Genomic DNA, 22,070 nt, shown 5'->3' on the forward strand with positions numbered 1-22,070 from the left:
GGTTCGTCCGCTACGGGGTGGAGCGGGCCACGCAGGTCTCCAGGTGGTCGTCGACCAGGCCGCACGCCTGCATCAGGGCGTACGCCGTCGTCGGGCCGACGAACCGCAGGCCCCGCTTCTTCAGGGCCTTGGACAGGGCCGTGGACTCGGGAGTCACCGCCGGGACGTCGTCCAGGGTCTTCGGGGCCGGGCGGTCCGTCGGGTCCGGGGCGTGGGACCAGATCAGCTCGTCCAGCTCGCCCTCGGCCCAGTCGGCGAGCAGGCGCGCGTTGGCGAGCGTGGCGTCGATCTTGGCGCGGTTGCGGATGATGCCCGGGTCGGCCAGCAGGCGTTCGCGGTCGGTGTCGGTGAACGCGGCGACCTTCTCGATGCGGAAGCCGGCGAAGGCGGCGCGGAAGCCGGGGCGGCGGCGCAGGATGGTGATCCAGGACAGGCCCGACTGGAATGCCTCCAGGCTGAGCCGTTCGAAGAGGGCGTCGTCGCCGTGGACCGGGCGGCCCCACTCCTCGTCGTGGTACGCCACGTAGTCGTCGGTGGACAGGGCCCAGGGGCAGCGCGGGGCGCCGTCCGGCCCGGCGACGGCGGTTCGGCTGGTCATCGCTGCTCCTCCCGGCCCTGGTCCGGGCCCGTCCGCGGGTGCTCGGCCGGCTGTTGCCGCGCGGCGGCCCGGGCGCCGGCCAGCGCGGTCTCCAGGTCGGCGATGCGGGCGTCCCGCTCGGCCAGTTCGGCGGCGAGCCGGCCGAGCGCGTCGTCCACGTCGGCCATGCGGTAGCCGCGCGGCGCGAGGGGGAAGCGCAGGCTCTCCACGTCCGCGCGGTCCACCGGGCGGTCCGGGGGCAGCGGGTCCTGGAGCCGCTCCGGCGCCGCCTCCGGCAGCGGGGCGCTCTCCCCGCCGCCGACCACGGCCAGGGTCACCGCGGCGACCACGATGGCCAGCGCGACGACCAGGAACAAGAACATCACCATCGCCTCAGGGTCCCCACGCTCGTACCGGACGCTGTGCCGGCAGCGGTATCTGTCAGGCTCCGATCGTGCCATGCGAGTCTGACAGTTAGGGTCACAGGCGGCCGTACAGCGGGACGTACTAGGAGAGGGCAGGGCGGATGCTCAGGCTGGGCAAGCGGGAATTCGGGCCGCACGAGCCGGTGATCATGGCGATCGTGAACCGGACGCCGGATTCCTTCTACGACCAAGGGGCCACGTTCCGCGACGAGCCGGCCCTCGAGCGGGTGGAGCGGGCGGTGGCCGAGGGCGCCGCGATCGTGGACATCGGCGGGGTCAAGGCCGGGCCCGGCGAGGAGGTCTCGGCCGAGGAGGAGGCGCGTCGGACGGTCGGCTTCGTCGCGGAGGTACGGCGCCGGTTCCCCGATGTGGTCATCAGCGTGGACACCTGGCGGGCGGAGGTCGGCGAGGCCGTGTGCGAGGCGGGCGCGGACCTGCTGAACGACGCGTGGGGCGGCGTCGACCCCGGGCTCGCCCAGGTCGCGGCGCGGTACGGGGTGGGGCTGGTGTGCACGCACGCGGGCGGGGCGCAGCCGCGGACCCGGCCGCACCGGGTGACGTACGACGACGTCATGGCCGACATCCTGAACGTGACCCTCGGGCTGGCCGAGCGTGCGGTCTCGCTGGGGGTGCCGCGGGAGTCGGTGCTGATCGATCCGGGGCACGACTTCGGGAAGAACACCCGGCACAGCCTGGAGGCGACGCGGCGGCTGGGCGAGATGGTGGCCACGGGGTGGCCGGTGCTGGTGTCGCTGTCCAACAAGGACTTCGTGGGCGAGAGCCTGGACCGGCCGGTGAAGGAGCGGCTGATCGGCACGCTGGCCACGACGGCCGTCTCCGCGTGGCTCGGGGCGCAGGTGTACCGGGTGCACGAGGTCGCCGAGACCCGGCAGGTGCTCGACATGGTGACCGCCATCGCCGGTCACCGGCCACCCACGGTGGCCCGGCGGGGCCTGGCCTAGTACTGCGACGGTGCTTGCCGCCGGTCACTCGCGGGTGCGGCCGGTGGGTCCGGGGGCTCCTAGCGTCCCGCCTCCTTCGACACCAGGGCCACAGCCTCCTCCACCTCGTCCGTGACGTGGAACAGGAGGAGGTCCTTCTCGGCGGCCTTGCCCTGGGCGACCAGGGTGTTTCTCAGCCAGGACACCAGGCCGCCCCAGTACTCGCTGCCGAAGAGGACGATCGGGAAGCGGGTGACCTTCTGGGTCTGGACGAGGGTGAGGGCCTCGAAGAGTTCGTCCAGGGTGCCGAGGCCGCCGGGGAGGACCACGAACCCCTGCGCGTACTTCACGAACATCATCTTGCGGACGAAGAAGTAGCGGAAGTTCAGGCCGATGTCGACGTAGGGGTTGAGGCCCTGCTCGAAGGGCAACTCGATGCCGAGGCCCACCGAGATGCCGCCCGCCTCGCACGCCCCCTTGTTGGCCGCCTCCATCGCGCCCGGGCCGCCGCCGGTGATGACCGCGAAGCCGGCCTCCACCAGCCCCCGGCCGAGCCGCACCCCCGCGTCGTACTCGGGTGAGTCCGCCGGTGTCCGCGCCGAGCCGAAGACACTGATGGCGGGCGGGAGTTCGGCCAGCGTGCCGAAGCCCTCGATGAACTCCGACTGGATCCGCAGCACCCGCCAGGGGTCGGTGTGGACCCAGTCGGTGGGAGCGCGCTCGTCCAGCAGCCGCTGGTCGGTCGTGCTGGCGGTGACCTGGCCCCGCCGCCGGAGGACCGGGCCGAGCCGCTGCTCGTCCGGCGGCTGCTTCTTCCCCTCGGGGTTTCCGGTCGCCATGTGCGCTCCCTCCGCTTGCCGGTAGTTCCTTCTCAGCCTAGATCCATCCGGGTTACGTAAGGGGGACCCCGGCGTGTCCGGCAGGCACCGGCACCCCGGGCGCCCTCACGCGGTGAGCCAGTTCCGCAGCCGCTCCTCGCCCGCGAGGATCTTCGCGGTCTCCACCCGCTCGTCCCGCTTGTGCGCCAAGTGCGGGTTGCCGGGGCCGTAGTTGACCGCCGGGATGCCGAGCGCGGAGAACCGGGACACGTCCGTCCAGCCGTACTTGGGGCGCGGGGTGCCACCCACCGCCTCGATGAAGGCCGCGGCGGCCGGGTGGGACAGCCCGGGCAGCGCGCCCCCGCTGTGGTCGTCGACGACGAACTCCGTCACGCCGCAGTCCGCGAACACCTCGTGGACGTGCGCGATCGCCTCCTCCTCGGTGCGGTCGGGGGCGTAGCGGAAGTTGACCGTCACCACGCACTCGTCGGGGATGACGTTGCCCGCCACTCCCCCGCCGATGCGCACCGCGTTCAGGCCCTCGCGGTACTCCAGCCCGTCGATGACCGGCCGGCGCGGCTCGTAGGACGCCAGGCGGGCCAGGATGGGCGCCGCCGCGTGGATGGCGTTGGAGCCCATCCAGCCGCGCGCCGAGTGCGCCCGCTCGCCCGCGGTCTTCAGCAGCACCCGCAGCGTGCCCTGGCAGCCGCCCTCCACCTCGCCGTCGGACGGCTCCAGCAGCACCGCGAAGTCGCCCTGGAGCCACTCCGGATGAGCCCCGGCGACATGCCGGAGGCCGTTGCGCTCGGCCTCGACCTCCTCGTTGTCGTAGAACACGAAGGTCAGGTCGCGGTTGGGGGCGGGGACCGTGGCCGCGATGCGCAACTGCACCGCCACGCCCGACTTCATGTCGCAGGTGCCGCAGCCCCACAGCACGCCGTCGTCGTCGAGCCGCGAGGGCACGTTGTCCGCGATCGGGACGGTGTCGATGTGGCCGGCCAGGATGACGCGCTCGGCCCGGCCCAGGTCCGTCCGGGCGATCACGTTGTTGCCGTACCGGTCCACGGTCAGGTGCGGCAGGGCGCGCAGGGCGGTCTCGATGGCGTCCGCGAGCGGCTTCTCGGTGCCGCTGACCGACGGGAAGTCCACGAGCCGCGCGGTGAGCGTGGCGGCGTCCAGCGTGAGGTCAAGGGAGGTGTCGGGCATGCCCTCGACCCTAGCGCGCCACCTGCCGGAACACCGCCGGACCGACGGCGCGGACCCCGCGCGGGGCACCGCCCCGGCTCCAGTACCTTGTACGCGTGCCAGAGCCGTCCCCCACCTCTCCCGAGCGCCGTGGCCGCCGTTTCCGTTTCACGGCCGCCCTGTTGGTCCTGTGCGGTGTCGCCGCGTACCTCGTGGTCCAGTACGTCGCCGGAGGCGGCGGGGCGCGCGGCTGCGCGGTGGTCCCGGCCTCCGGTGACGGGGCCGCCTACGAGTTCACGCCCGAACAGGCGGAGAACGCGGCCACGATCGCGGCCGTGGGCACCGGGCGCGGGATGCCGGAGCGGGCCGTGACGATCGCGCTGGCCACCGCCATCCAGGAGTCGGGGCTGCGCAACATCCGGCACGGCGACCGGGATTCGCTGGGCCTGTTCCAGCAGCGCCCCTCGCAGGGCTGGGGCAGCGAGCGGCAGATCATGGACCCGTCGTACGCGGCGGGCATCTTCTACGCGCACCTGGCCAAGGTGCCGCACTACACGGACCTGCCGCTGACGGTGGCCGCGCAGCGGGTGCAGCGCAGCGGCTATCCGGAGGCGTACGCCAAGCACGAGTCGGACGCCACGCTGCTGGCGGCGGCCCTGACCGGGCGCGCGGCGGCCACGCTGACCTGTGACGGGCGCCCGCAGCACACGGCGCCCGAGACCGGCCCGGACGCGGTACGGGCCGCGCTGGTACGGGACTTCGGGCGCGACGCGCTCCAGGAGACCGGCGCGGTGGTGGGCGGGACGCCCGTGCCGTCGCCGTCCCCTTCGCCGAGCGTGACCGCGACCGCGCGCGGGCGGACGGTGACGGTTCCGGTGCCCGAGGGCGCGAAGAAGGACGCCGCCGGGCGCGACGAGCTCCAGCGGGGCTGGCAGCTGGCGCACTGGGCGGTCGCCAACTCCTCGGCGCTGCGCATCGAGCGGGTGACGTACGCGGGGCGGCAGTGGACCGTGGGGAGCGACTCCGACGAGTGGCGTCCCGTCGCCTCCGAGGGGGCCGCCGGGGCGGAGCGGTCCGGCGGGGCCGTCAGGATCGTCGCCGCGCAGTAGGCCGCGCGGTGAGCCGCGCGGTGAGCCGCACACCCGGTCGCGCGGCAGGGCGCACAGCCGTACGGCCGGTCACTCCCGCGGGTTGTACTCCGCCGGAGTGACGGGGCGGTCGGCGCGGGTGGGCCTCCGGGCGCGGAAACCCTTGGGAAACCAGGGGCTGGAAGGTTTCCGCGCGGCGTGCGCCGAACGTCCTTTGCCCGTTTTTATCCACACCCGATAATGCGATGCGTTATCCATTCTTTACCCGGGGCGTCCGCAACCTTCGCGGGCTTCGAGCGGTAGTCACGGCGTCCGAGCCGGAGACGGGCTCGGACGCAGACACCGTTCTCTCCCGTCGAATGGAGCATCATGTCCCTCCCTCTGACCCGCCGGATCGCCCGTGCCGCGCTGCTCGTCGCAGCGGGAGCGGCCGCCGGGGTCGGTGCGGCCGGCTCCGCCGGTGCGGCCACGAACCTGCCCGACGTCGGCCCCAACCTGAGCGGGCTGACCGCGCTGGACGGGGCGCACGCCGGTGACGCCGTCGACAGTGCCGCGCGGCAGGTGACCTCGGTCGCGGGCCACGCGGGCGGCAAGGCGGTCGGGCAGGCGGTGCCGGCCGCGGGCAAGACCGGCGGCAGCGCCGTGAAGCGGACGACTCCGGTGGCGCAGAAGGCCGTGGGCGACGCGGCCGGGGCCGCGGGGGGCGTCCTCGGCGAGGCCGCGGTCGGCGCGACGAAGGGCGGCCTGCCGACGGACTCGCTCACCAAGGGCGGTCTGCCGACGGACTCCCTGCCGACGAAGGGCCTGCCGCTCGGCTGAGACCGCCTTCACCGGTGAACGGGGTCCAGGGAGTTCCCTGGACCCCGTTCGCCGTCTCGTGCCCGCGTCGGCAAGGGGCCGGTCAGCGGGTCAGGCGGGAGACGGCCGCCTGGACGCGTTCGTCCGTCGCCGTGAAGGCCACCCGCACGTGGCGGGCGCCCGCCTCGCCGTAGAAGTCGCCCGGGGCCACCAGGATGCCCTGCTCGGCCAGGTGCGCGACCGTGGTCCAGCAGGACTCGTCCCGGGTGGCCCAGAGGTAGAGGCTCGCCTCGCTGTGCTCGATGCGGAAGCCGTGGGCGAGCAGGGCCGAGCGCAGCGCCTCGCGGCGGGCCGCGTAGCGCTCGCGCTGTTCCCGCACGTGGTCGTCGTCGCCGAGCGCGGCCACGACCGCGGCCTGCGTCGGAGCGGAGGTCATCATGCCGCCGTGCTTGCGGATCTGGAGCAGCGGGCCGAGGACCTCCGGGTCACCGGCGACGAAGGCCGCGCGGTAGCCCGCCAGGTTGGACCGCTTGGACAGGGAGTGCACGGCGACGATGCCGTCGTAGGAGCCGCCGTTGACGTCCGGGTGCAGGACCGAGACCGGGTCGGCCTCCCAGCCCAGCTCCAGGTAGCACTCGTCGGAGAAGAGCAGGACGTCGTGGGCGCGGGCCCAGGCGACGATGTCCGTCAGCTCCCGCTTGGTCAGGACCCGGCCCGTCGGGTTGGACGGGGAGTTCAGCCAGAGCAGCCGCAGGTTCGCCGGGTCCAGGTCGCGCGGGTCGTCGTAGACCTCGTACTCGGCGCGGGCGAGGCGGGCGCCGACCTCGTAGGTGGGGTAGGCCAGGCGCGGGTAGGCGACCTTGTCACCGGGGCCGAGGCCGAGCTGGGTGGGCAGCCAGGCCACCAGTTCCTTGGAGCCGACGACCGGCAGGACGTGCCGGTGGGTGATCCCGCGGGCGCCCAGCCGGCGCTCCAGCCAGCCCGTGATCGCGTCGCGCAGGGCGGGGGTGCCCCAGACGGTCGGGTAGCCCGGCGAGTCGGCCGCGTCGACCAGGGCCTTGCGGATCAGCTCGGGCACCGGGTCGACCGGGGTGCCCACCGAGAGGTCGACGATGCCGTCCGGGTGGGCGGCGGCCGTCTGCTTGTACGGCTCCAGCTTGTCCCACGGGAAGACCGGGAGCCGGTCGGAGACTGCGGACACGATCAGTGGCTCACTTTCGTACGGTGCGGCAAACGCCTCGGTCCCGTGCGGCGCTGATCCGGGGGATCGGGCCGTACGGGACCGAGGCGGCGCGGCTGCGGCCGCTTGGCGCTCAGGCGGGCGGTCAGCCCTGCTTCGGCAGCTCGGCGACGAAGGGGTGGTCGCGCTCGATCAGCCCCAGCTTGCTGGCGCCGCCGGGCGAGCCCAGCTCGTCGAAGAACTCGACGTTCGCCTTGTAGTAGTCCTTCCACTCCTCCGGGACGTCGTCCTCGTAGAAGATCGCCTCGACCGGGCAGACCGGCTCACAGGCACCACAGTCGACGCATTCGTCCGGGTGGATGTACAAGGACCGCTGGCCCTCGTAGATGCAGTCGACCGGGCACTCCTCGATGCACGCCTTGTCCTTGACGTCGACACAAGGCTGCGCGATGACGTAGGTCACGCTGTCGTTCCTCCTCGATAGGGCGCTGGCGAGCCTCCTCAGGCCCGCCGCCTGGCGCGCGGGAGCGCGGCGTCGTCGATGCCCGCCCCTAGTATCTCCGTTCCGGAGCATGATCCGAACAGGAGGGGTGAACTGACCAGTGGAAATCTCGGCGACAGGACGCCTGGAGGTCCGAATCACCCCTGCTGACGTGGGGAAACGGGTCTCTGTACGGCGGTTGGGCGAACCCGGTGCCGGACCGGAGAAGTTCACTGACACGGTGGGTGTTCTCACATCCTGGGACGGTGGCGTGCTCATGATCACACGCCGGGACGGCGAAAGTGTCCGGATTCCCGAATCCGCGCTGGTCGCGGGCAAAGTGATTCCCGCCGCACCGGCGCGCCGCCGGGGCCCCGCCGCTTCCTACCCAGAACTCGCGCGCATCACCGCGCGCGCCTGGCCGCCGGTGGAGAGCGAGCCGCTGGGCGCCTGGGAGCTGCGGGCCGCCGCCGGGTTCACCCGGCGCGCCAACAGCGTGCTGCCGCTGGGCGACCCCGGGCTCGGGCTCGACGCGGCCCTGGACGCCGTACGACGCTGGTACGGCGCGCGCGGCCTGCCGGCGCGGGTGCAGACCGCGACCGGCGCCGAGGGCACGCAGGAGTTGCTGTGCGCGGAGCTGGAGCGACGCGGCTGGGTGCGGGAGGTGACCGCGGAACTGTGGACCGGGGCGCTGGCGCCGGTCGCGGACCGGGCCGGCGGCGAGGGTGTGGTGCTGTCCCGGACGGCGGACGAGGCGTGGCTCGCCCGGTACCGGCGCAAGGGGATGACCGGGGCGGCCCTGCGGGTGCTGCACGGCGGACCGTCGGTGTGGTTCGCGGCCGTGCCCGGTGCCGGGGGCGGCGAGCCGCCGGCGGCGATCGGACGGTGTGTCGTGGACGGCCGCTGGGCCGGGTTCGCCGCCGTCGAGGTGGACCCCGCCCGGCGCCGGGAGGGGCTGGCCACCGAGGTGATGGCCGCGCTGGCCCGGCGCGCCCTGGACGAGGGCGCCTCGGCGGCGTGGCTCCAGGTGGAGACGGACAACGAGGGCGCCCGGGCGCTCTACCGCGCCCTCGGCTTCCAGCCGCACCACGCCTACCACCACTACCGCGCCCCGGAAGACCCGTCCGCGCGGAACGCCGTACCGGAGGACGCGGCCGCGGCCGCCACCCCGGACCGCACACCGGAAGAACCCGCCCCGCCCGGCCCCGCGCCGGAAGACCCGGCCGCACCCGCCACCCCGGACCGCACACCGGAAGAACCCGCCCCGCCCGGCCCCGCGCCGGAAGACCCGGCCGCACCCGCCACACCCGGCGACGCACCGCAGGCCCCGGCCGCGCCTGCCCGCACACCGCGAGCCCCCGTCCCGCCCACCGCCCCGGTCCGCACGCCGGGAGGACCGGCCGCGCCCGCCGTCCTCGACGTACCGGAACAACCGGCCGCGCCCGCCACTCCCGACCACGCGCCGCGAGACCCGGTCGCGCCGGACGCCGAACCGGAAGAGCCGGCCGTGTCCCCCGGCCGTCGTGGAAGGGGCTGAGACCGTCATGCGTCAGCCGTATCTGCCGCCGCCGTATCCGCCGCCGCCGGAACGCTCCGCCGAGGTGCGGCGGCGGTTCGCCGAGGAGGTGCGGGCCGAGGGGCCGGATCTGTCGGCGCTGTGCCTGCTGATCGGCGCCGAGACGGACGGCTCGCTGGACGACGCCGGCATCGACGCCGCGCAGGCGGAGCTGGACCGGCTGGCGGGCGAGCTGCCGTACCGGCCGGGCGGGCCGCGCGCGTGGGCGGAGGCGGTGCGCCGGCTGCTCGGCGACCGCCACGGCTTCCACGGCACGCCCGGCGACTACCAGCGGGTGGAGTCCTCCCTGCTGCACGAGGTGCTCCGGCGGCGGCGCGGGCTGCCCATCCTGCTGTCGGTGGTGTGGCTGGAGGTCGCGCGCCGGGCCGGGGCGCCGGTGTACGGGGTCGCGCTGCCGGGGCACTTCGTGGTCGGCTTCGGACCGGCGGAGGAGAGGGTGCTGGCCGATCCGTTCGAGGGCGGGCGGATGCTGACCGGGACGGACGCCGAGCTGCTGGTGGTGGGCGCCACGGGCGCGCCGCCGGACCCCTCGATGCTGGAGCCGGCGCCGCCGCTGGAGGTCGTGCAGCGGGTGCTGAACAACATGCGGGCGTGGGCGGCGGCGCGGCCGGAGCGGTCGGACGTGGGACTGCGGGCCGTGGAGCTGGCGCTGCTCATCCCCGCGCATCCGGCGCGGCTGCGCTACGAGCGCGGGCAACTGCTGGTCCGGAGCGGGCGGTTCACGGAGGGCGCCGAGGAGCTGGAGCACTACGCCGACCTGATCGAGGTGGTGGACGAGGCGGCGGCGCGCGGGATCCGGCGGGAGGCGGGCACCGCCCGCGCCCGGCTCAACTGACCGAGCGCGCCCCTACAGCCACCCCTTCTCGCGGGCGATCAGCACCGCCTCCGCCCGGTTGCGGGCCGCCAGTTTCTGGATCGCCGTCGACAGGTAGTTGCGGACCGTGCCCGGGGACAGGTGCAGGGTTTGGGCCAGTTCGGCGTTGGTGGAGCCGTCGGCCGCCGCGCGGAGCACCTCGCGTTCGCGCCCGGTGAGCGGATTGGCGCCCTCGGCGAGCGCGGCGGCGGCCAGCGTGGGGTCGATGACCCGCTCGCCGGCCAGCACCTTGCGGATCGCCTCGGCGAGCTGGGCGGCGGGGGCGTCCTTGACGAGGAAGGCGTCGGCGCCGGCCTCCATGGCGCTGCGCAGATAGCCGGGCCGGCCGAAGGTGGTGAGCACGACCAGCTTCACGTCCGGGTACGCGCGACGCACCCGGGCCGCGGCCTCGATGCCGGTGCAGCCGGGCATCTCGATGTCGAGCAGCGCCACGTCCACGCCGTGCGCGCCGACGGCGTCGGCCACCTCGTCACCGCGCGCGGCCTGGGCGACGACCTCGATGTCGTCCTCCAGGCCGAGCAGCGCGGCCAGCGCCTCGCGGACCATCGACTGGTCCTCGGCCAGCAGGACCTTGATCGTGCGCGTCATGCCCCGGATCCTACGTCCGCCGGGCGGGCCGCCGGCACGCGGGCGACCAGCCGGAATCCCCGCCTGACCCGCCCTGCCCACAGGGTGCCGCCGGCCTTCTGGAGCCGCTCGGTCAGGCCGGTCAGACCGTTGCCGGGGCCCGTGCCGGAGCCGCCGGAGCCGTCGTCCTCGACGGTGAGTTCCAGCACCGGGCCGTCCAGGGTCTCCTGGCGCAGCAGGCGTACCGCGCAGCGGTCGGCGCCGCTGTGCCGGACCACGTTGGTGACCGCCTCCCGCAGCGCCCAGGCGAGCGCGGACTCGGCCTCCTCGGGGACGCCGGTGAGGTCGGGCTCGGCGGGCACCTCCGCGACCACCCCGGCGGCGGTCAGGGCGACCTGGGCGCCGGCGAGTTCGGCGGCCAGCCGGGGCCGCCGGTAGCCGGTGACGGCCTCCCGTACGTCGACCAGGGCCTGCCGGCTGACCTGTTCGATGTCGGCGACCTGCCGGGCCGCCCGCTCCGGGTCGCCGGGCAGCATCCGGCCGGCCAGCTCGCTCTTCAGCGTGATCAGGGAGAGCGAGTGGCCGAGCAGGTCGTGCAGGTCGCGGGCGAGGCGCAGGCGCTCCTCGTTGGCGGCGAGCTGGGCGACGGTGGCCCGGGCCTTGCGCAGTTCGATGGTGGTGCGCACGAGCTGGCCGACGCCGGTCATCGCGAACCCGATGAGCACGACGAGGACGACCAGTCCGCGCGCCTCCTGCTCGTCGGAGCGCAGGCCAATCAGGTACATCACCAGGGCGGAGGCCGGGACGGCCCAGTAGGTGGCGCGCAGCGGCAGGGTGGCGCCGTAGGCGACCGCGAGGTAGACGAACAGGCCCAGCCAGGCGCTGCCGAGGGTGTAGGCCAGGACGGGGGCGAGGATGCCGAGGACCCCGCCCAGGCCGAACACGACGCCCCGGGAGAACGGGCGGCCGATGTTGCGGAAGACCAACGCCAGATAGATCCCGACGAAGACGGCGAGGCCGCAGGAGCCCGCCGCGGTGGCGGCGGTGGAGTGGTTGCCGAGGGCCAGGTCCTCGACCGGTGAGCTGAGGAAGACCAGCCAGACCCCGATCCACAGCGACTTGGCCAGCAGGCCGCGCCGGCTGGTGGGCGGCCGGCCCACGGGGATCTGCCGCGGCACCGCGGTGTGCCGGTCTTCCGTCGTCGTGCTGCTCACGCCTTCAGCGTGTCCTTCCGGTACAGCCAGGCCGCGCCGCCCGCGAACAGGACGAAGGAGGCGACGAGCACGGCGATGTCCTGGGCGTGCGGGGCCCGGCTCTGTTCGATGGCCCGTCCCAGGGCAGCGTACGCGTGGGTGGGCAGCCACCGGGCGATGTCCTGGAGCCACTGCGGGAAGGTGGTGGTGGGCATCCACAGGCCGCCCAGCATGGACATCCCGAAGTAGACGATCATGGTGAGGGGCCGGACCGCGTCGCCGGTGGCCAGGTAGCCGAGGGCGACGCCGAGCGCGGCGAAGACCAGGCTGCCGGCCCAGACGGCGCCGCTCAGCGCGAGCCACTGCCAGGCGTCGAGCCGTACGTCCTTCACCGCGGCGGCGACCGCGAACACGATGACGATGGACGGCAGGCTGACCACGGCCGCGCCCGCGGTCTTGGCGAGGACATAGCCGCGCCCGGGCAGCGGGGTCAGCCGCAGCTGCCGTACCCACCCGCTCTCGCGTTCCTTGGCGATGCGCTCGCTGTTGCCCATGAGCGTGGCGGTCAGGGCGCCGAAGGAGGCCATGGAGACCATCATGTACGTCGGCAGGGTCAGCCCCGTGCCGTCGAGTTCGGTGCGGCTGTCGGCGTTGCCCGCGATCAGCAGGAACAGGACCGAGGGGTGGATCACGGTGAAGAACAGGAACTTGCGGTTGCGCAGGGCCCGTACGAGTTCCAGCTTGATCAGGCTGTTCACCGCTGCTTCGCCTCCTCGGCGGCGGTGAGGGCGACGAAGGCCTCCTCCAGGCCGAGGCCGGCGACTTCGAGGTTGCGGGGGTGGAGGCCGAGGCCGTACAGAGCGTGGACGGTGGCGTCGGCGTCGGCGGACCGGATGCGGACGGTCCGGCCCGAGACGTCGATCCGGGTGACGGACGGCAGGGCGCCGAGGGCGCGCGCGTCGATGTCGCCGGTCAGGTCGAAGGAGACGCGGCGGGCGCCCGCCCTGGCCTTGATCCCGGCGGCGGTGCCGTCGGCGAGGAGGCGGCCCCGGTGCAGCACCAGGACGCGGTCGGCGACGGCGTCCGCCTCTTCGAGGTAGTGGGTGGCGAACAGCACCGTGCGGCCCTGGTCGGCCTGCTCGCGCATGGTGGCCCAGAAGGCCTGGCGGGCGGAGACGTCCATGCCGGTGGTCGGCTCGTCCAGGACGATCAGGTCGCTGTCGCCCACGGTGGCGAGGGCGAACCGAACCCGCTGGGTCTGCCCGCCGGACAGCTTGCCTGCCTTGCGGTCGGCGATCCGGGTGAGGCCCGCACGCGCGAGCACGTCGGCGGCTGGGTACGGCCGCGGGTGCAGCGAGCAGGCCAGCCCCACCAGTTCGGCGACGGTGACCCCCTCCATCAGTCCGCCGCTCTGGAGCATGGCGCCGACCCGGCCGGCCACGACGGCCTCGCGCGGGCTGGTGCCGAACAGGCCGACCGAGCCGCTGTCGGGCTGCCTCAGCCCGAGGAGCAGGTCGAGGGTGGTGGACTTGCCGGCCCCGTTCGGGCCGAGGAGGGCGACGGTCTCGCCCGGGTACAGCCGCAGCGACAGGCCGTCCACGGCCCGCACGCTCCCGTACGTCTTGGTCACCTGGTCGAACCCGACCACCGGGGTGGTGGTGGCCGGCACCGCTGTCGTCGTCATGGCGTCCATGCTGGCCGCGGGGGGTGGCGGCCCGGCAGTGCCGTGGGTCCTGAACGCCGGATGACAGATGTCATGCCCAGCGGGTGACGGTACGGCGAGGGGCGCCCCCGTGGTGGAGACGCCCCCGCTCGCGGTGGTACCTAGCTCGGGTTCGTCTCGATGATCCCGACCCGGTTGGTCCTGCTCATCAGCGCCGGACGCAGCGCGGCGTAGACGTCCTCGGGGGTGACGGCCGTCTTCTTGCCGTTGCCCCGGGTGATGAGCACCCCGTCGAAGGCCTGGCCGTACAGCTCCTTCAGGGCGGCCAGGTCGGGCTTGTCGACCAGCTTGCCGTCCACGGCCGTGACCCGGAGGAACTTCCACAGCGAGTTCTGCGGGCTGAACGGCACCGAGTGGGCCGGGTCCACCTGGACCGTCACCCGGCCCGACATCGCGGGCTCGGCGAACGCCTTCATCATCCGGTCGACCTCGGCGTCGGAGACCGTCGGCTGCCGGGTGGTGGTCGGCACGGCGACCGGGGTGGCACTGCCCGTCTCCACCAGCGCCCGGTAGGCCTGTTCGACCGCCTGGGCGGAGTGCTCGGCGTCGACGGCCTTGCCCGCCTTGCCGTAGACGGGCACGGCCTTGCCGGACTTGAACTCGATGGTGCCGTCGGTGGCCACGCCCGCGCCCGCCTCCGAGCCGCCGCCGGCCTGCTGGAGGGCGGCGTGCAGCTTCTCCTCGTCCACCGGCATGACCGGGGCGACCACGCGCTTCTGCCCGAACAGGGAGCCGACGACGTGGACCGGGTTGTAGTCGCTGTGCGCGGCCTCGCTGACGGTGGCCTGGTAGTCGAACTGGAGGCCCGCGTTCTCCGGGGTGAGGGTGACGGTCTTGCCGCCGACGGAGAGCTTCAGCGGCTTGTCGATCCGCTTGCCGAAGGCGTCGTCCAGCTTCTTGACCGCGTCGTCGCGGGTGCCGCCGCCGATGTCGACGCCGAGCACGGTGGTGCCCTTGGGCACGTCGGTGTGGTTCATCAGCAGTCCGGCGCCGTAGGCACCGCCCGCGACGACGATCACGGCGGCGGCGAGCAGCACCAGCTTGCTGCGGCCCTTCTTCTTCGGCTTGGCCGCCTTGGGGGCGGGGGCCGGCTCGGGCTTGGGCGCGGGCGCGGCGGGTGCCGCCGGGCCGCCGCCGGTGGTGCCGAACGGGGTGCCGCCGCCCGCGCCGGGGACGACCGGCATGCCGCTGGTCACGGTCTGCCCGGAGACGTTGCCTGCGGCCGGCGAGCGGTAGCCGGGCGTGCCGGGCTCGGGGGCCGGCTTCTGCGGGGTGAGGATCGCGGTGTCGTCGCTGAGCCCGCCGCCGGGACCGCGGCCGGCCGGGCGGGTGCCCGCACCGGCGGGTCCGGCGCCGGGGCCGTCGAGGTCGGCGAGGTCGGTCAGGGCGCTGCGCGGGGTGCCCTGGCCGGGGTGGCCGGCGCCCGTGCCCGAGGGGCCGTCGAAGGGGCCGCCCGCGCCGGGGCCGGGCGGCACGAGGGTGCCGTCGCCGGTGACCGGGCCGCCGGTGGGGCCGGCCGGGCCCTGCGGGCCGCCGGATCCGCCGCGCCCGTCGAAGCCGCTGGCGCCGCCGTGGCCGTTCGGGCCGCCGGGGCCGCCGTGCCCGGTGAAGTCACCGGCGCCGCCCTGCCCGGGGGCACCGGCCGCGGCGCCGTAACCGCCGGCACCGGCTCCGTAACCGTCGGGGGCGCTCGCACCGGCGCCGTAGCCGTCCCGGCCGTCGTGGGCCGAGAAGTACGGCAGGTCGTCGCGGCGGTGTTCGTCGGAGCCGGGCGCGCCGGACTCGGGGGTGCCGGGGCGGGAGCCGCCGCCCAGGGGGCCCGCGGCCAGCGCCTCGGTCACGTCGAAGGAGCCGGTGCCGCCGCCGTGGCCCGGGGCGACCGGGCCGCCGGTGGCGCCGGGCAGGCCCTTGCCGTTCGCGGCGCCGCCCTTGCGGCCGCCGGAGCGGGAGCCGCCCGGCGCGCTCATGGCGCCGACCACACCGCCGGGACGTCCGCCGGAGCGCGCGCCGGTGGCACCGGACGCGCCGGACGCGCCCGGACCACCCTTACGGGGGCCCGCCGCGCCGGAGGCGGGAGCCGGGGCGGCCGAACCGCCCTGGATTCCGGCGCCGTTGGTGCCACCGCCGCCCGGACCGCCCTTCGGGGCCCCGGCCTTGCGGGGCGCGAACCAGTCGCTGGCCTTCTCCTCCGCCTGGCCGGCGGGCCCGGCCGGGACCTCGGCGCCGCCGTCGGCGGCGGGCGCGCGGTCCGCGGGCCGCTCCTCGGCGGCGGGCGTCTCGTCGCCGCCCTCGCCGTCCGCGACGGGCTTGCGCACGACGACCGGCGGGATGGGCCGGGATCCGGGGATGTTGATCCGGATCCGGGTCGTCAGCGTGGTCTCGGTCTTCTTCTCGTCCGGCCGCGTGCCCGAACGGCCCGCGCCCGTACCGTCGTCGGAAGCCAGGGGGGTCCCGTACGGCGGTGTGCCGGAGGGGTATGCGGCTCCGCCGCGCCCGTTGGGCCCGGAGGACGGAGTGTCAGTTTCACGACTCAAGGCAGGTTCTCCCGGTTGGCTCCGCCGCCCTTACGACCTGACTGCTCGGGCGGCTCGGCGGCGCGCACCACCATACTGGCCACTTCCGACGCGCATCCCATGACCGCTGGGGAAACCCACACGGGACTCGCACGTGCGCCGCACGGCGAAGTGGTACGTCACTTGCCAAGTCGGGCGGGGCCGCCGCCGGGTTGCCGTCCGGCGCCAACGGTGGCGCAGATCACAGCCAGCACCATGCCGCCGAGCAGGAAGAGGTAGGAGCCGCCGCCCGCGCCGAACAGGAAGTCGCCTTCCGCGCGGGTGGTGGTGAGCAGGACCACGGCGACGAGCCAGCCCACGGCCGGCGCGACCGCCCCGCCGCGGCTGCGCGTGGCGTAGGAGCCGCCGAGGAAGGCCCCCGCGGCGCCTGCGAGGGCGAGCAGCAGCCCGCCGGGGAACCAGGCGGCCTGCACCAGGGCGCCGGCCGCGCCCACGAGCGCGCCGAGCACGAACAGGCCGACGAGGGCGGCGGCCCGGCCGGGAGAGGGCGGGCGCAGCGGCTGGGCGAGCAGCGGGCCCGGTCCGCCGTCGCTCATGAGGCCCCCTCGACACCCGCGAAGAGGTCGGTCTCCCCGGGCTCGGCCGTGCCGCGCACCAGCTCGTAGTACTCGGTGGTGAACAGCGGCTGGGCGAGGGCGTTGGAGAGCGCGAAGTACGGCCCGGCCACGTCGATCTGGGTGGCGTGGGCGCGCATCGCGGCGGCCTTGGCGGCGGCGTGCGTCGTGCCGTCGACCGCAGTGGTGATCCGCTCGTCGTCGACCACGCCCGGTACGTCGTCCACGGCCGCGCTCTTGTCGAACGGCAGGGTGTCCAGCTCGTCCCGGAGGCGGGCGAAGGCGGCCTCGGCGACGGAGCGCGGTACGCGGTTCCAGTACACCTTGGCGATGCCGTGGCCGCGTTCGGCCGCGAGGTCGACGGCGCGCATGGCGACGCGGTGGGCCTGGACGTGGTCGGGGTGGCCGTAGCCGCCGTTGTCGTCGTAGGTCACGAGGACCTGCGGGCGGACCTCGAGGATCACCTCGGCGAGGTGGCCGGCGGCCTCGTCGACGTCGGCCTGCCAGAAGCAGCCGGGGTCGTCGTTGTCGGCGGTGCCGGTCATCCCGGAGTCGCCGTAGCGCCCGGCGCCGCCGAGCAGCCGGCCGTCGGTGACGCCGAGCGCGGCCAGGGCCGCGCCCAGCTCACCGCGCCGGTGGGTGCCCAGCGCGGGACCCGTCAGGTGCCGCAGCTCCGGCGGGATGACCTCGCCGCGCTCGCCCAGGGTGCAGGTGACCAGGGTCACGTGGGCACCCTCGGCCGCGTACCTGGCCATGGTCGCGCCGTTGTTGATCGACTCGTCGTCCGGGTGCGCGTGCACCAGCAGCAGACGCCGCGCGGGCAGTTCCGTCATGGCACCACCCTACGAGGTCCCGCGCACCGCCCCCGGCGACACCGGCCCTCAGAACTTGATGCTGCCGATCATGCCGGCGACGTTGGTCGTCAGCTCTCTGATCGTGGGCGCGATGGTCGAGGAGGAGAGATAGAAGCCGAGCAGGATGCAGACGACCGCGTGGCCGCCCTTCAGTCCTGACTTCTTGATCAACAGGAAGACGATGATCGCCAGCAGCACCACCGCCGAAATCGAGAGTGCCACGGCGGCTCACCTCCAAAGATCCCAGGGACGCGGGTTCTAGATCAGTTGAGCAAATCCATGCGGATGTCAGCAGGTTGATACCCACACAGCGGTAGTGATCATAACTATCCGTGTGCGCGCATCGCTCGGCGCACAGCCGCACAAGGGGGCGCATGGCCAATATGGTCGGGGTATGACGACCGAGGCTGACTCCTTCCCCCGCCGGCACGCCCGGACCCAGCGGTTCACGCTCGGCGCGCCGCGTTCGTTCACCGTGGCGCCCGACGGCACGCGCGTCGCGTTCCTGCGCTCCGGCTCGGGCACCGACCGGGCCAACTCCCTGTGGGTCATGGATCTTCCGGACGGCACCGAGCGCCTGGCGGCCGACCCCGGGGTGCTGCTCCAGGGCTCCCCGGAAGAGCTGCCGCCCGAGGAGCGGGCCCGCCGCGAACGCAGCCGGGAGGGGGGCGGCGGCATCGTCGGTTATGCCACCGACACTTCCGTGGAGTTGGCGTCCTTCGCCTTGTCAGGGCGGCTTTTCACGGCGGAGCTACGGGCCGGGACGGCACGTGAACTCCCCGTCCCGGGGCCCGTGATCGACCCCCGTCCGGCCCCCGACGGGCGGCACGTCGCCTACGTCGCGCGGGGCGCGCTGCGGGTGGTGGGCGCCGAGGGGGACGGCGACCGGGCGCTGGCCGAGCCGGAGTCGGAGGGCGTCTCCTACGGGCTCGCGGAGTTCGTCGCGGCCGAGGAGATGGGGCGCTCGCGGGGCTTCTGGTGGGCTCCTTCCTCGGACCGGCTGCTCGTCGCGCGCGTGGACGACACGCCGGTGCGGCGGTGGTGGATCGCGGATCCGGCCCGTCCGGAACGTGAGCCACTCAACATCCGGTACCCGGCGGCGGGCACCCCGAACGCGGACGTACACCTGTTCGTCCTCGGGCTGGACGGCAGTCGCACGGAGGTGGTCTGGGACCGGGCCCGCTACCCCTACCTGGCACGTGTGCACTGGTCAGCGGCGGGTGCGCCGCTGCTGCTGGTGCAGGCGCGGGACCAGCGCGGCCAGCTCTTCCTGGCCGTGGACCCCGATACCGGGGCCACCCGGATGGTGCACGCCGATGAAGATCCAGATTGGCTTGAACTTTTCGCCGGTGTGCCCTGCTGGAGCCCCTCGGGGCGGCTTGTCCGCATCGCGGACGAAGGCGGCGCCCGGGTGCTCACGGTCGGAGAACGGCCGCTGACCAGCGCACAGTTGCACATTCGTGCGGTTCTGGACGTCGGTTCGCGGGACGTACTGGTTTCCGCCTCTTCCGGTCCGGAGGCCCCGGTGCCGGAAATTGCGAAGTTCATGTGTACAGGGTGAACGAGTTGGGTGTGGAACGCGTGTCGGACGGGCCCGGTGTGCACTCCGCGGTGCGCGCCGGAGGCGTGACCGTCCTGGTGTCCGCCGCCCTGGACCGGCCGGGCACCCGGGCCCGGGTGCTGTGCGACGGGGAGCCGGCGGCCACGATCCGGTCGTACGCCGAGGATCCGGGGCTGCGTCCGCGGGTCACGCTCACCGAAGGGGGCGCACGCCGAATTCCATGCGCCGTGCTTATGCCACGGGACTACCCCGGTGACACTCCTCTGCCGGTCCTGCTGGACCCCTACGGCGGCCCGCACGGCCAGCGGGTGGTGGCCGCGCACAACGCCCACCTCACCTCCCAGTGGTTCGCCGACCAGGGTTTCGCGGTGCTCGTCGCCGACGGCCGGGGAACCCCGGGCCGCTCCCCCGCCTGGGAGAAGGCGATCCGGGACGACGTGGCGGCCGTGGTGCTCCAGGACCAGGTGGACGCGCTGCACGCGCTCGCCGAGCGGTACCCGCTGGACCTGGACCGGGTGGCGATCCGGGGCTGGTCCTTCGGCGGCTATCTGGCGGCGCTGGCGGTGCTGCGCCGCCCGGACGTCTTCCACGCGGCGGTGGTCGGCGCGCCCGTCACCGACCTCCGGCTCTACGACACCCACTATCAGGAGCGCTACCTCGGCGACCCGGGCGAGCGGCCGGAGGTCTACCGCCGCAACTCGCTGATCGACGACGCGGGGCTGGTCGACGCAACCACGCCGCACCGCCCGATGATGGTGATCCACGGGCTCGCGGACGACAACGTGGTGGTCGCCCACTCGCTGCGGCTGTCCTCCGCCCTGCTGGCCGCCGGCCGCCCGCACGAGGTCCTGCCGCTGTCCGGGGTCACCCACATGACCCCGCAGGAGACGGTCGCGGAGAACCTGCTCCGCCTCCAGCTGGACTTCCTGCGGCGCTCCCTGCCCCCGGTGAAACGCCCGTGAACTCCGTTAACACGCAGGCAACTTCACGGAAGCGGTACCGATATACGGACAAGGCAGCCTGAATCGCGTACGGCCGTGCGGGTGCCGTAAACGGGCCGGGGTGCGCCATGTCACCCCGGCCCGTTCCCGTCGTCCCCGGACTCCCCCGAGGGGACGGGCCGCCGCTCCTCGGCGAAGTGACAGGCCGACGGGTGGGCCGCGGGGCCGGCGGCGTCCCGGAAGACGGCCGGCACCGCCAGCGCCGGGACCTCCCGCGCGCACCGCTCGCGCGCCTTCCAGCAGCGGGTGCGGAAGCGGCACCCGGACGGGACCGCCGCCGGCGAGGGCACGTCCCCGGTGAGGATGATCCGCTCGCGCCGGTCGCGGGCCGCCGGGTCGGGCACGGGCACCGCGGAGAGCAGGGCCTGGGTATAGGGGTGCGTCGGGTGGTCGTAGATCGCGTCGGCCGGGCCGCTCTCCACGATCCGGCCCAGGTACATCACCCCGACCCGGTCCGAGATGTGCCGGACCACCGACAGGTCGTGCGCGATGAAGACGTACGACAGGCCGAACTCCGCCTGGAGCCGGGCCAGCAGGTTGACCACCTGGGCCTGCACCGAGACGTCCAGGGCGGACACCGGCTCGTCGGCGACCACGACCTCGGGACGCAGCGCCAGCGCCCGGGCGATGCCGATGCGCTGGCGCTGGCCGCCGGAGAACTGGTGGGGGTAGCGGCCCGCGTACTCCGGGTCCAGGCCGACCACGTCCAGCAGCTCCCGCACCCTGCGGCGCCGGTCGCCCTTGGGGGCCGCCTCGGGGTGGATCTCGTACGGCTCCCCGACGATGTCCCCGACCGTCATCCGGGGGTTGAGCGAGGTGTAGGGGTCCTGGAAGACCATCTGGACGGCGCGGCGCACGGCCTTCAGCGCCCGGCCGGACAGCCCGGTGACGTCCTCGCCCTTGAACCGGACGGTGCCGGCCGTCGGACGCTCCAGGTGGCACAGCAGCCGGGCCACCGTCGACTTGCCGCAGCCCGACTCGCCGACCAGGCCGAGGGTCTCGCCCCGGCCGAGCGCGAAGTCGACGCCGTCGACCGCCTTCACCGCGCCGGTCCGCCCGCGCAGCGGCCCGCCCCGGGTGAGGGGGTAGTGCTTGACCAGTCCGGTCACCTCCAGGATCGGCTCAGCCACGCAGGCACTCCCTCCAGAAGTGGCAGGCGCTGCCCCGGCCGCCGGGCACCTCGTACAGCGGGGGCTCGTCGGTGCGGCACACGTCCTGGGCCATCGGGCAGCGCGGGTGGAAGGAGCAGCCGGGCGGGACGCGCGTCAGGTTCGGCGGCAGGCCCTTGATGGCGTACAGCTCCCGGCCCTTCCGGTCCAGGCGGGGCACCGAGTCCAGCAGTCCCCGGGTGTAGGGGTGGGCCGGGGCCCGGTAGAGGTCGCGCACGGGCGCGGACTCGACGATCCTCCCGGCGTACATCACCGCGATCCGGTCGGCGACGTCCGCGACCACGCCCAGGTCGTGGGTGATCAGGATCAGCCCCATGCGGTACTCGCGCCGCAGCTCCGCCAGCAGGTCCATGACCTGGGCCTGGACCGTGACGTCCAGGGCGGTGGTGGGCTCGTCGGCGATGACGAGGGCCGGGCGCAGGGCCAGCGCCATCGCGATCATGATGCGCTGGCGCATCCCGCCGGAGAACTGGTGGGGGTAGTCCCGCACCCGCTGGGCCGCCGCCGGGATGCGCACCCGCTCCATCAGCTCCACCGCCCGGGCCCGGGCGTCCTTGCGGGACATCCCCCGGTGCACGACGAACATCTCCCCGAGCTGGTCCCCCACGGTGAGCACCGGGTTCAGGGCGGACAGCGCGTCCTGGAAGATCATCGCCATCGCGGCGCCCCGGATCCGGCGCCGCTCCTTCTCCTTGAGGGCGAGCAGGTCCCGGCCCTGGAACAGGACGCGCCCGCCGGTGATCCGGCCGGGCGGGGTGTCCAGGATGCCCATCACGGCCTGCGCGGTGACGGACTTGCCGGAGCCGGACTCGCCGAGCACGGCCAGGGTCTCGCCCTCGTCCACCGCGTAGCCGACCCCGTCGACGGCCCGGGCGACGCCGTCCCGGGTCCGGAACTCCACGTGCAGGTCCCGCACTTCGAGCAGCACGGCG

The 22,070-nt window shown here is 74.3% G+C and carries 20 protein-coding genes and 2 pseudogenes; 6 read left to right on the forward strand and 16 right to left on the reverse strand.

Annotated features, from left to right (window positions below; all coding sequences use genetic code 11):
• Window positions 1-10: 10 nt before the first annotated feature.
• Both ACSURM_RS13235 and ACSURM_RS13240 read right to left on the reverse strand, forming a co-directional pair.
• Window positions 11-598 (reverse strand): DNA-3-methyladenine glycosylase I, encoded by a 588-nt coding sequence (locus tag ACSURM_RS13235; protein WP_436955184.1) that lies wholly within the window; start codon window positions 596-598, stop codon window positions 11-13.
• Window positions 595-966: a DivIVA domain-containing protein gene (locus ACSURM_RS13240; RefSeq protein WP_436955185.1), complete on the reverse strand. Its 372-nt coding sequence runs from the start codon at window positions 964-966 to the stop codon at window positions 595-597. Before ACSURM_RS13240 ends, ACSURM_RS13235 begins: the two co-directional genes overlap by 4 nt.
• Before the next feature lie 137 nt (window positions 967-1,103).
• On the opposite strand from ACSURM_RS13240, the gene folP reads away from it, so the two are divergent.
• Window positions 1,104-1,964, forward strand: a complete 861-nt coding sequence (gene folP, locus ACSURM_RS13245) for a dihydropteroate synthase (RefSeq protein WP_436955186.1) — start codon at window positions 1,104-1,106, stop codon at window positions 1,962-1,964.
• Between the two features lie 59 nt (window positions 1,965-2,023).
• On the opposite strand, the gene ACSURM_RS13250 is transcribed toward folP, so the two are convergent.
• Together ACSURM_RS13250 and dapE are read right to left on the reverse strand one after the other, a co-directional pair.
• Window positions 2,024-2,782, reverse strand: a complete 759-nt coding sequence (locus ACSURM_RS13250; RefSeq protein ID WP_436955187.1) for a TIGR00730 family Rossman fold protein — start codon at window positions 2,780-2,782, stop codon at window positions 2,024-2,026.
• A gap of 105 nt (window positions 2,783-2,887) precedes the next feature.
• On the reverse strand, window positions 2,888-3,967 hold the full coding sequence (dapE, locus tag ACSURM_RS13255; protein WP_436955188.1) for a succinyl-diaminopimelate desuccinylase: 1,080 nt from the start codon (window positions 3,965-3,967) through the stop codon (window positions 2,888-2,890).
• Between the two features lie 95 nt (window positions 3,968-4,062).
• Between dapE and ACSURM_RS13260 the strand changes: the two genes are divergently transcribed.
• Together ACSURM_RS13260 and ACSURM_RS13265 are read left to right on the forward strand one after the other, a co-directional pair.
• Window positions 4,063-5,055 carry a heavy metal transporter gene (locus ACSURM_RS13260; protein WP_436955189.1) on the forward strand — a complete coding sequence of 331 codons (993 nt, stop codon included), beginning with the start codon at window positions 4,063-4,065 and terminating at the stop codon, window positions 5,053-5,055.
• 348 nt (window positions 5,056-5,403) lie between these two features.
• Window positions 5,404-5,853, forward strand: a complete 450-nt coding sequence (locus ACSURM_RS13265; RefSeq protein WP_391343013.1) for an ATP-binding protein — start codon at window positions 5,404-5,406, stop codon at window positions 5,851-5,853.
• Window positions 5,854-5,935: 82 nt separating this feature from the next.
• Here ACSURM_RS13265 and ACSURM_RS13270 read toward each other — a convergent pair whose 3' ends face one another.
• Together ACSURM_RS13270 and fdxA are read right to left on the reverse strand one after the other, a co-directional pair.
• Complete coding sequence (locus ACSURM_RS13270) at window positions 5,936-7,033, reverse strand: bifunctional succinyldiaminopimelate transaminase/glutamate-prephenate aminotransferase (protein ID WP_436955190.1); 1,098 nt, start codon at window positions 7,031-7,033, stop codon at window positions 5,936-5,938.
• A 124-nt stretch (window positions 7,034-7,157) separates the two neighbouring features.
• Window positions 7,158-7,475, reverse strand: coding sequence for a ferredoxin (fdxA, locus tag ACSURM_RS13275; RefSeq protein ID WP_030614838.1), 318 nt, complete (start codon window positions 7,473-7,475; stop codon window positions 7,158-7,160).
• A 139-nt stretch (window positions 7,476-7,614) separates the two neighbouring features.
• On the opposite strand from fdxA, the pseudogene ACSURM_RS13280 reads away from it, so the two are divergent.
• A pseudogene (locus ACSURM_RS13280) lies at window positions 7,615-8,607 on the forward strand (GNAT family N-acetyltransferase); the annotation flags it as partial.
• A 430-nt stretch (window positions 8,608-9,037) separates the two neighbouring features.
• Window positions 9,038-9,904 carry a transglutaminase family protein gene (locus ACSURM_RS13285; protein ID WP_436955191.1) on the forward strand — a complete coding sequence of 289 codons (867 nt, stop codon included), beginning with the start codon at window positions 9,038-9,040 and terminating at the stop codon, window positions 9,902-9,904.
• A 12-nt stretch (window positions 9,905-9,916) separates the two neighbouring features.
• Here ACSURM_RS13285 and ACSURM_RS13290 read toward each other — a convergent pair whose 3' ends face one another.
• From ACSURM_RS13290 to ACSURM_RS13325, 8 genes are all read right to left on the reverse strand, one after another.
• Complete coding sequence (locus ACSURM_RS13290; RefSeq protein WP_436955192.1) at window positions 9,917-10,531, reverse strand: response regulator; 615 nt, start codon at window positions 10,529-10,531, stop codon at window positions 9,917-9,919.
• Entirely contained in the window at window positions 10,528-11,688 is a 1,161-nt protein-coding gene (locus ACSURM_RS13295; RefSeq protein WP_436961068.1) for a sensor histidine kinase, read from the reverse strand. The genes ACSURM_RS13290 and ACSURM_RS13295 overlap by 4 nt, the downstream gene beginning before the upstream one ends.
• Before the next feature lie 32 nt (window positions 11,689-11,720).
• Entirely contained in the window at window positions 11,721-12,461 is a 741-nt protein-coding gene (locus ACSURM_RS13300; protein ID WP_436955193.1) for an ABC transporter permease, read from the reverse strand.
• Entirely contained in the window at window positions 12,458-13,387 is a 930-nt protein-coding gene (locus ACSURM_RS13305; protein WP_436955194.1) for an ABC transporter ATP-binding protein, read from the reverse strand. Before ACSURM_RS13305 ends, ACSURM_RS13300 begins: the two co-directional genes overlap by 4 nt.
• Before the next feature lie 140 nt (window positions 13,388-13,527).
• On the reverse strand, window positions 13,528-15,960 hold the full coding sequence (locus tag ACSURM_RS13310; protein WP_436955195.1) for a hypothetical protein: 2,433 nt from the start codon (window positions 15,958-15,960) through the stop codon (window positions 13,528-13,530).
• A 158-nt stretch (window positions 15,961-16,118) separates the two neighbouring features.
• Window positions 16,119-16,535, reverse strand: coding sequence for a DUF6113 family protein (locus ACSURM_RS13315; RefSeq protein ID WP_436955196.1), 417 nt, complete (start codon window positions 16,533-16,535; stop codon window positions 16,119-16,121).
• The gene (mshB, locus tag ACSURM_RS13320) at window positions 16,532-17,386 is read right to left on the reverse strand and encodes an N-acetyl-1-D-myo-inositol-2-amino-2-deoxy-alpha-D-glucopyranoside deacetylase (protein WP_436955197.1); all 855 of its coding nucleotides are present in this window, start codon (window positions 17,384-17,386) and stop codon (window positions 16,532-16,534) included. The genes ACSURM_RS13315 and mshB overlap by 4 nt, the downstream gene beginning before the upstream one ends.
• 48 nt (window positions 17,387-17,434) lie before the next feature.
• Window positions 17,435-17,629 carry a hypothetical protein gene (locus tag ACSURM_RS13325; protein ID WP_436955198.1) on the reverse strand — a complete coding sequence of 65 codons (195 nt, stop codon included), beginning with the start codon at window positions 17,627-17,629 and terminating at the stop codon, window positions 17,435-17,437.
• A gap of 172 nt (window positions 17,630-17,801) precedes the next feature.
• On the opposite strand from ACSURM_RS13325, the pseudogene ACSURM_RS13330 reads away from it, so the two are divergent.
• Window positions 17,802-19,930: pseudogene (locus ACSURM_RS13330) on the forward strand (prolyl oligopeptidase family serine peptidase).
• A 110-nt stretch (window positions 19,931-20,040) separates the two neighbouring features.
• Here the strand turns inward: ACSURM_RS13330 and ACSURM_RS13335 are convergent.
• Both ACSURM_RS13335 and ACSURM_RS13340 read right to left on the reverse strand, forming a co-directional pair.
• The gene (locus ACSURM_RS13335; protein WP_436955199.1) at window positions 20,041-21,099 is read right to left on the reverse strand and encodes an ABC transporter ATP-binding protein; all 1,059 of its coding nucleotides are present in this window, start codon (window positions 21,097-21,099) and stop codon (window positions 20,041-20,043) included.
• A complete protein-coding gene (locus tag ACSURM_RS13340) occupies window positions 21,092-22,066 on the reverse strand; it encodes an ABC transporter ATP-binding protein (protein ID WP_436955200.1) in 975 nt (324 codons plus the stop codon). The genes ACSURM_RS13335 and ACSURM_RS13340 overlap by 8 nt, the downstream gene beginning before the upstream one ends.
• Between the last annotated feature and the right edge of the window lie 4 nt (window positions 22,067-22,070).

Origin of the sequence: Streptomyces sp. SudanB182_2057 (assembly GCF_964272715.1) — a bacterium.
In the GTDB taxonomy this organism is placed as follows: domain Bacteria; phylum Actinomycetota; class Actinomycetes; order Streptomycetales; family Streptomycetaceae; genus Streptomyces; species Streptomyces rubradiris.

Excerpts from the sequence above, each read along its gene's own strand:
- ACSURM_RS13235 (WP_436955184.1), bottom strand. The coding sequence starts at position 598 with ATGACCAGCCGAACCGCCGTCGCCGGGCCGGACGGCGCCCCGCGCTGC.
- ACSURM_RS13240 (WP_436955185.1), bottom strand. The coding sequence starts at position 966 with ATGGTGATGTTCTTGTTCCTGGTCGTCGCGCTGGCCATCGTGGTCGCC.
- folP (WP_436955186.1), top strand. The coding sequence starts at position 1,104 with ATGCTCAGGCTGGGCAAGCGGGAATTCGGGCCGCACGAGCCGGTGATC.
- ACSURM_RS13250 (WP_436955187.1), bottom strand. The coding sequence starts at position 2,782 with ATGGCGACCGGAAACCCCGAGGGGAAGAAGCAGCCGCCGGACGAGCAG.
- dapE (WP_436955188.1), bottom strand. The coding sequence starts at position 3,967 with ATGCCCGACACCTCCCTTGACCTCACGCTGGACGCCGCCACGCTCACC.
- ACSURM_RS13265 (WP_391343013.1), top strand. The coding sequence starts at position 5,404 with ATGTCCCTCCCTCTGACCCGCCGGATCGCCCGTGCCGCGCTGCTCGTC.
- ACSURM_RS13285 (WP_436955191.1), top strand. The coding sequence starts at position 9,038 with ATGCGTCAGCCGTATCTGCCGCCGCCGTATCCGCCGCCGCCGGAACGC.
- ACSURM_RS13290 (WP_436955192.1), bottom strand. The coding sequence starts at position 10,531 with ATGACGCGCACGATCAAGGTCCTGCTGGCCGAGGACCAGTCGATGGTC.
- ACSURM_RS13305 (WP_436955194.1), bottom strand. The coding sequence starts at position 13,387 with ATGACGACGACAGCGGTGCCGGCCACCACCACCCCGGTGGTCGGGTTC.
- ACSURM_RS13315 (WP_436955196.1), bottom strand. The coding sequence starts at position 16,535 with ATGAGCGACGGCGGACCGGGCCCGCTGCTCGCCCAGCCGCTGCGCCCG.
- mshB (WP_436955197.1), bottom strand. The coding sequence starts at position 17,386 with ATGACGGAACTGCCCGCGCGGCGTCTGCTGCTGGTGCACGCGCACCCG.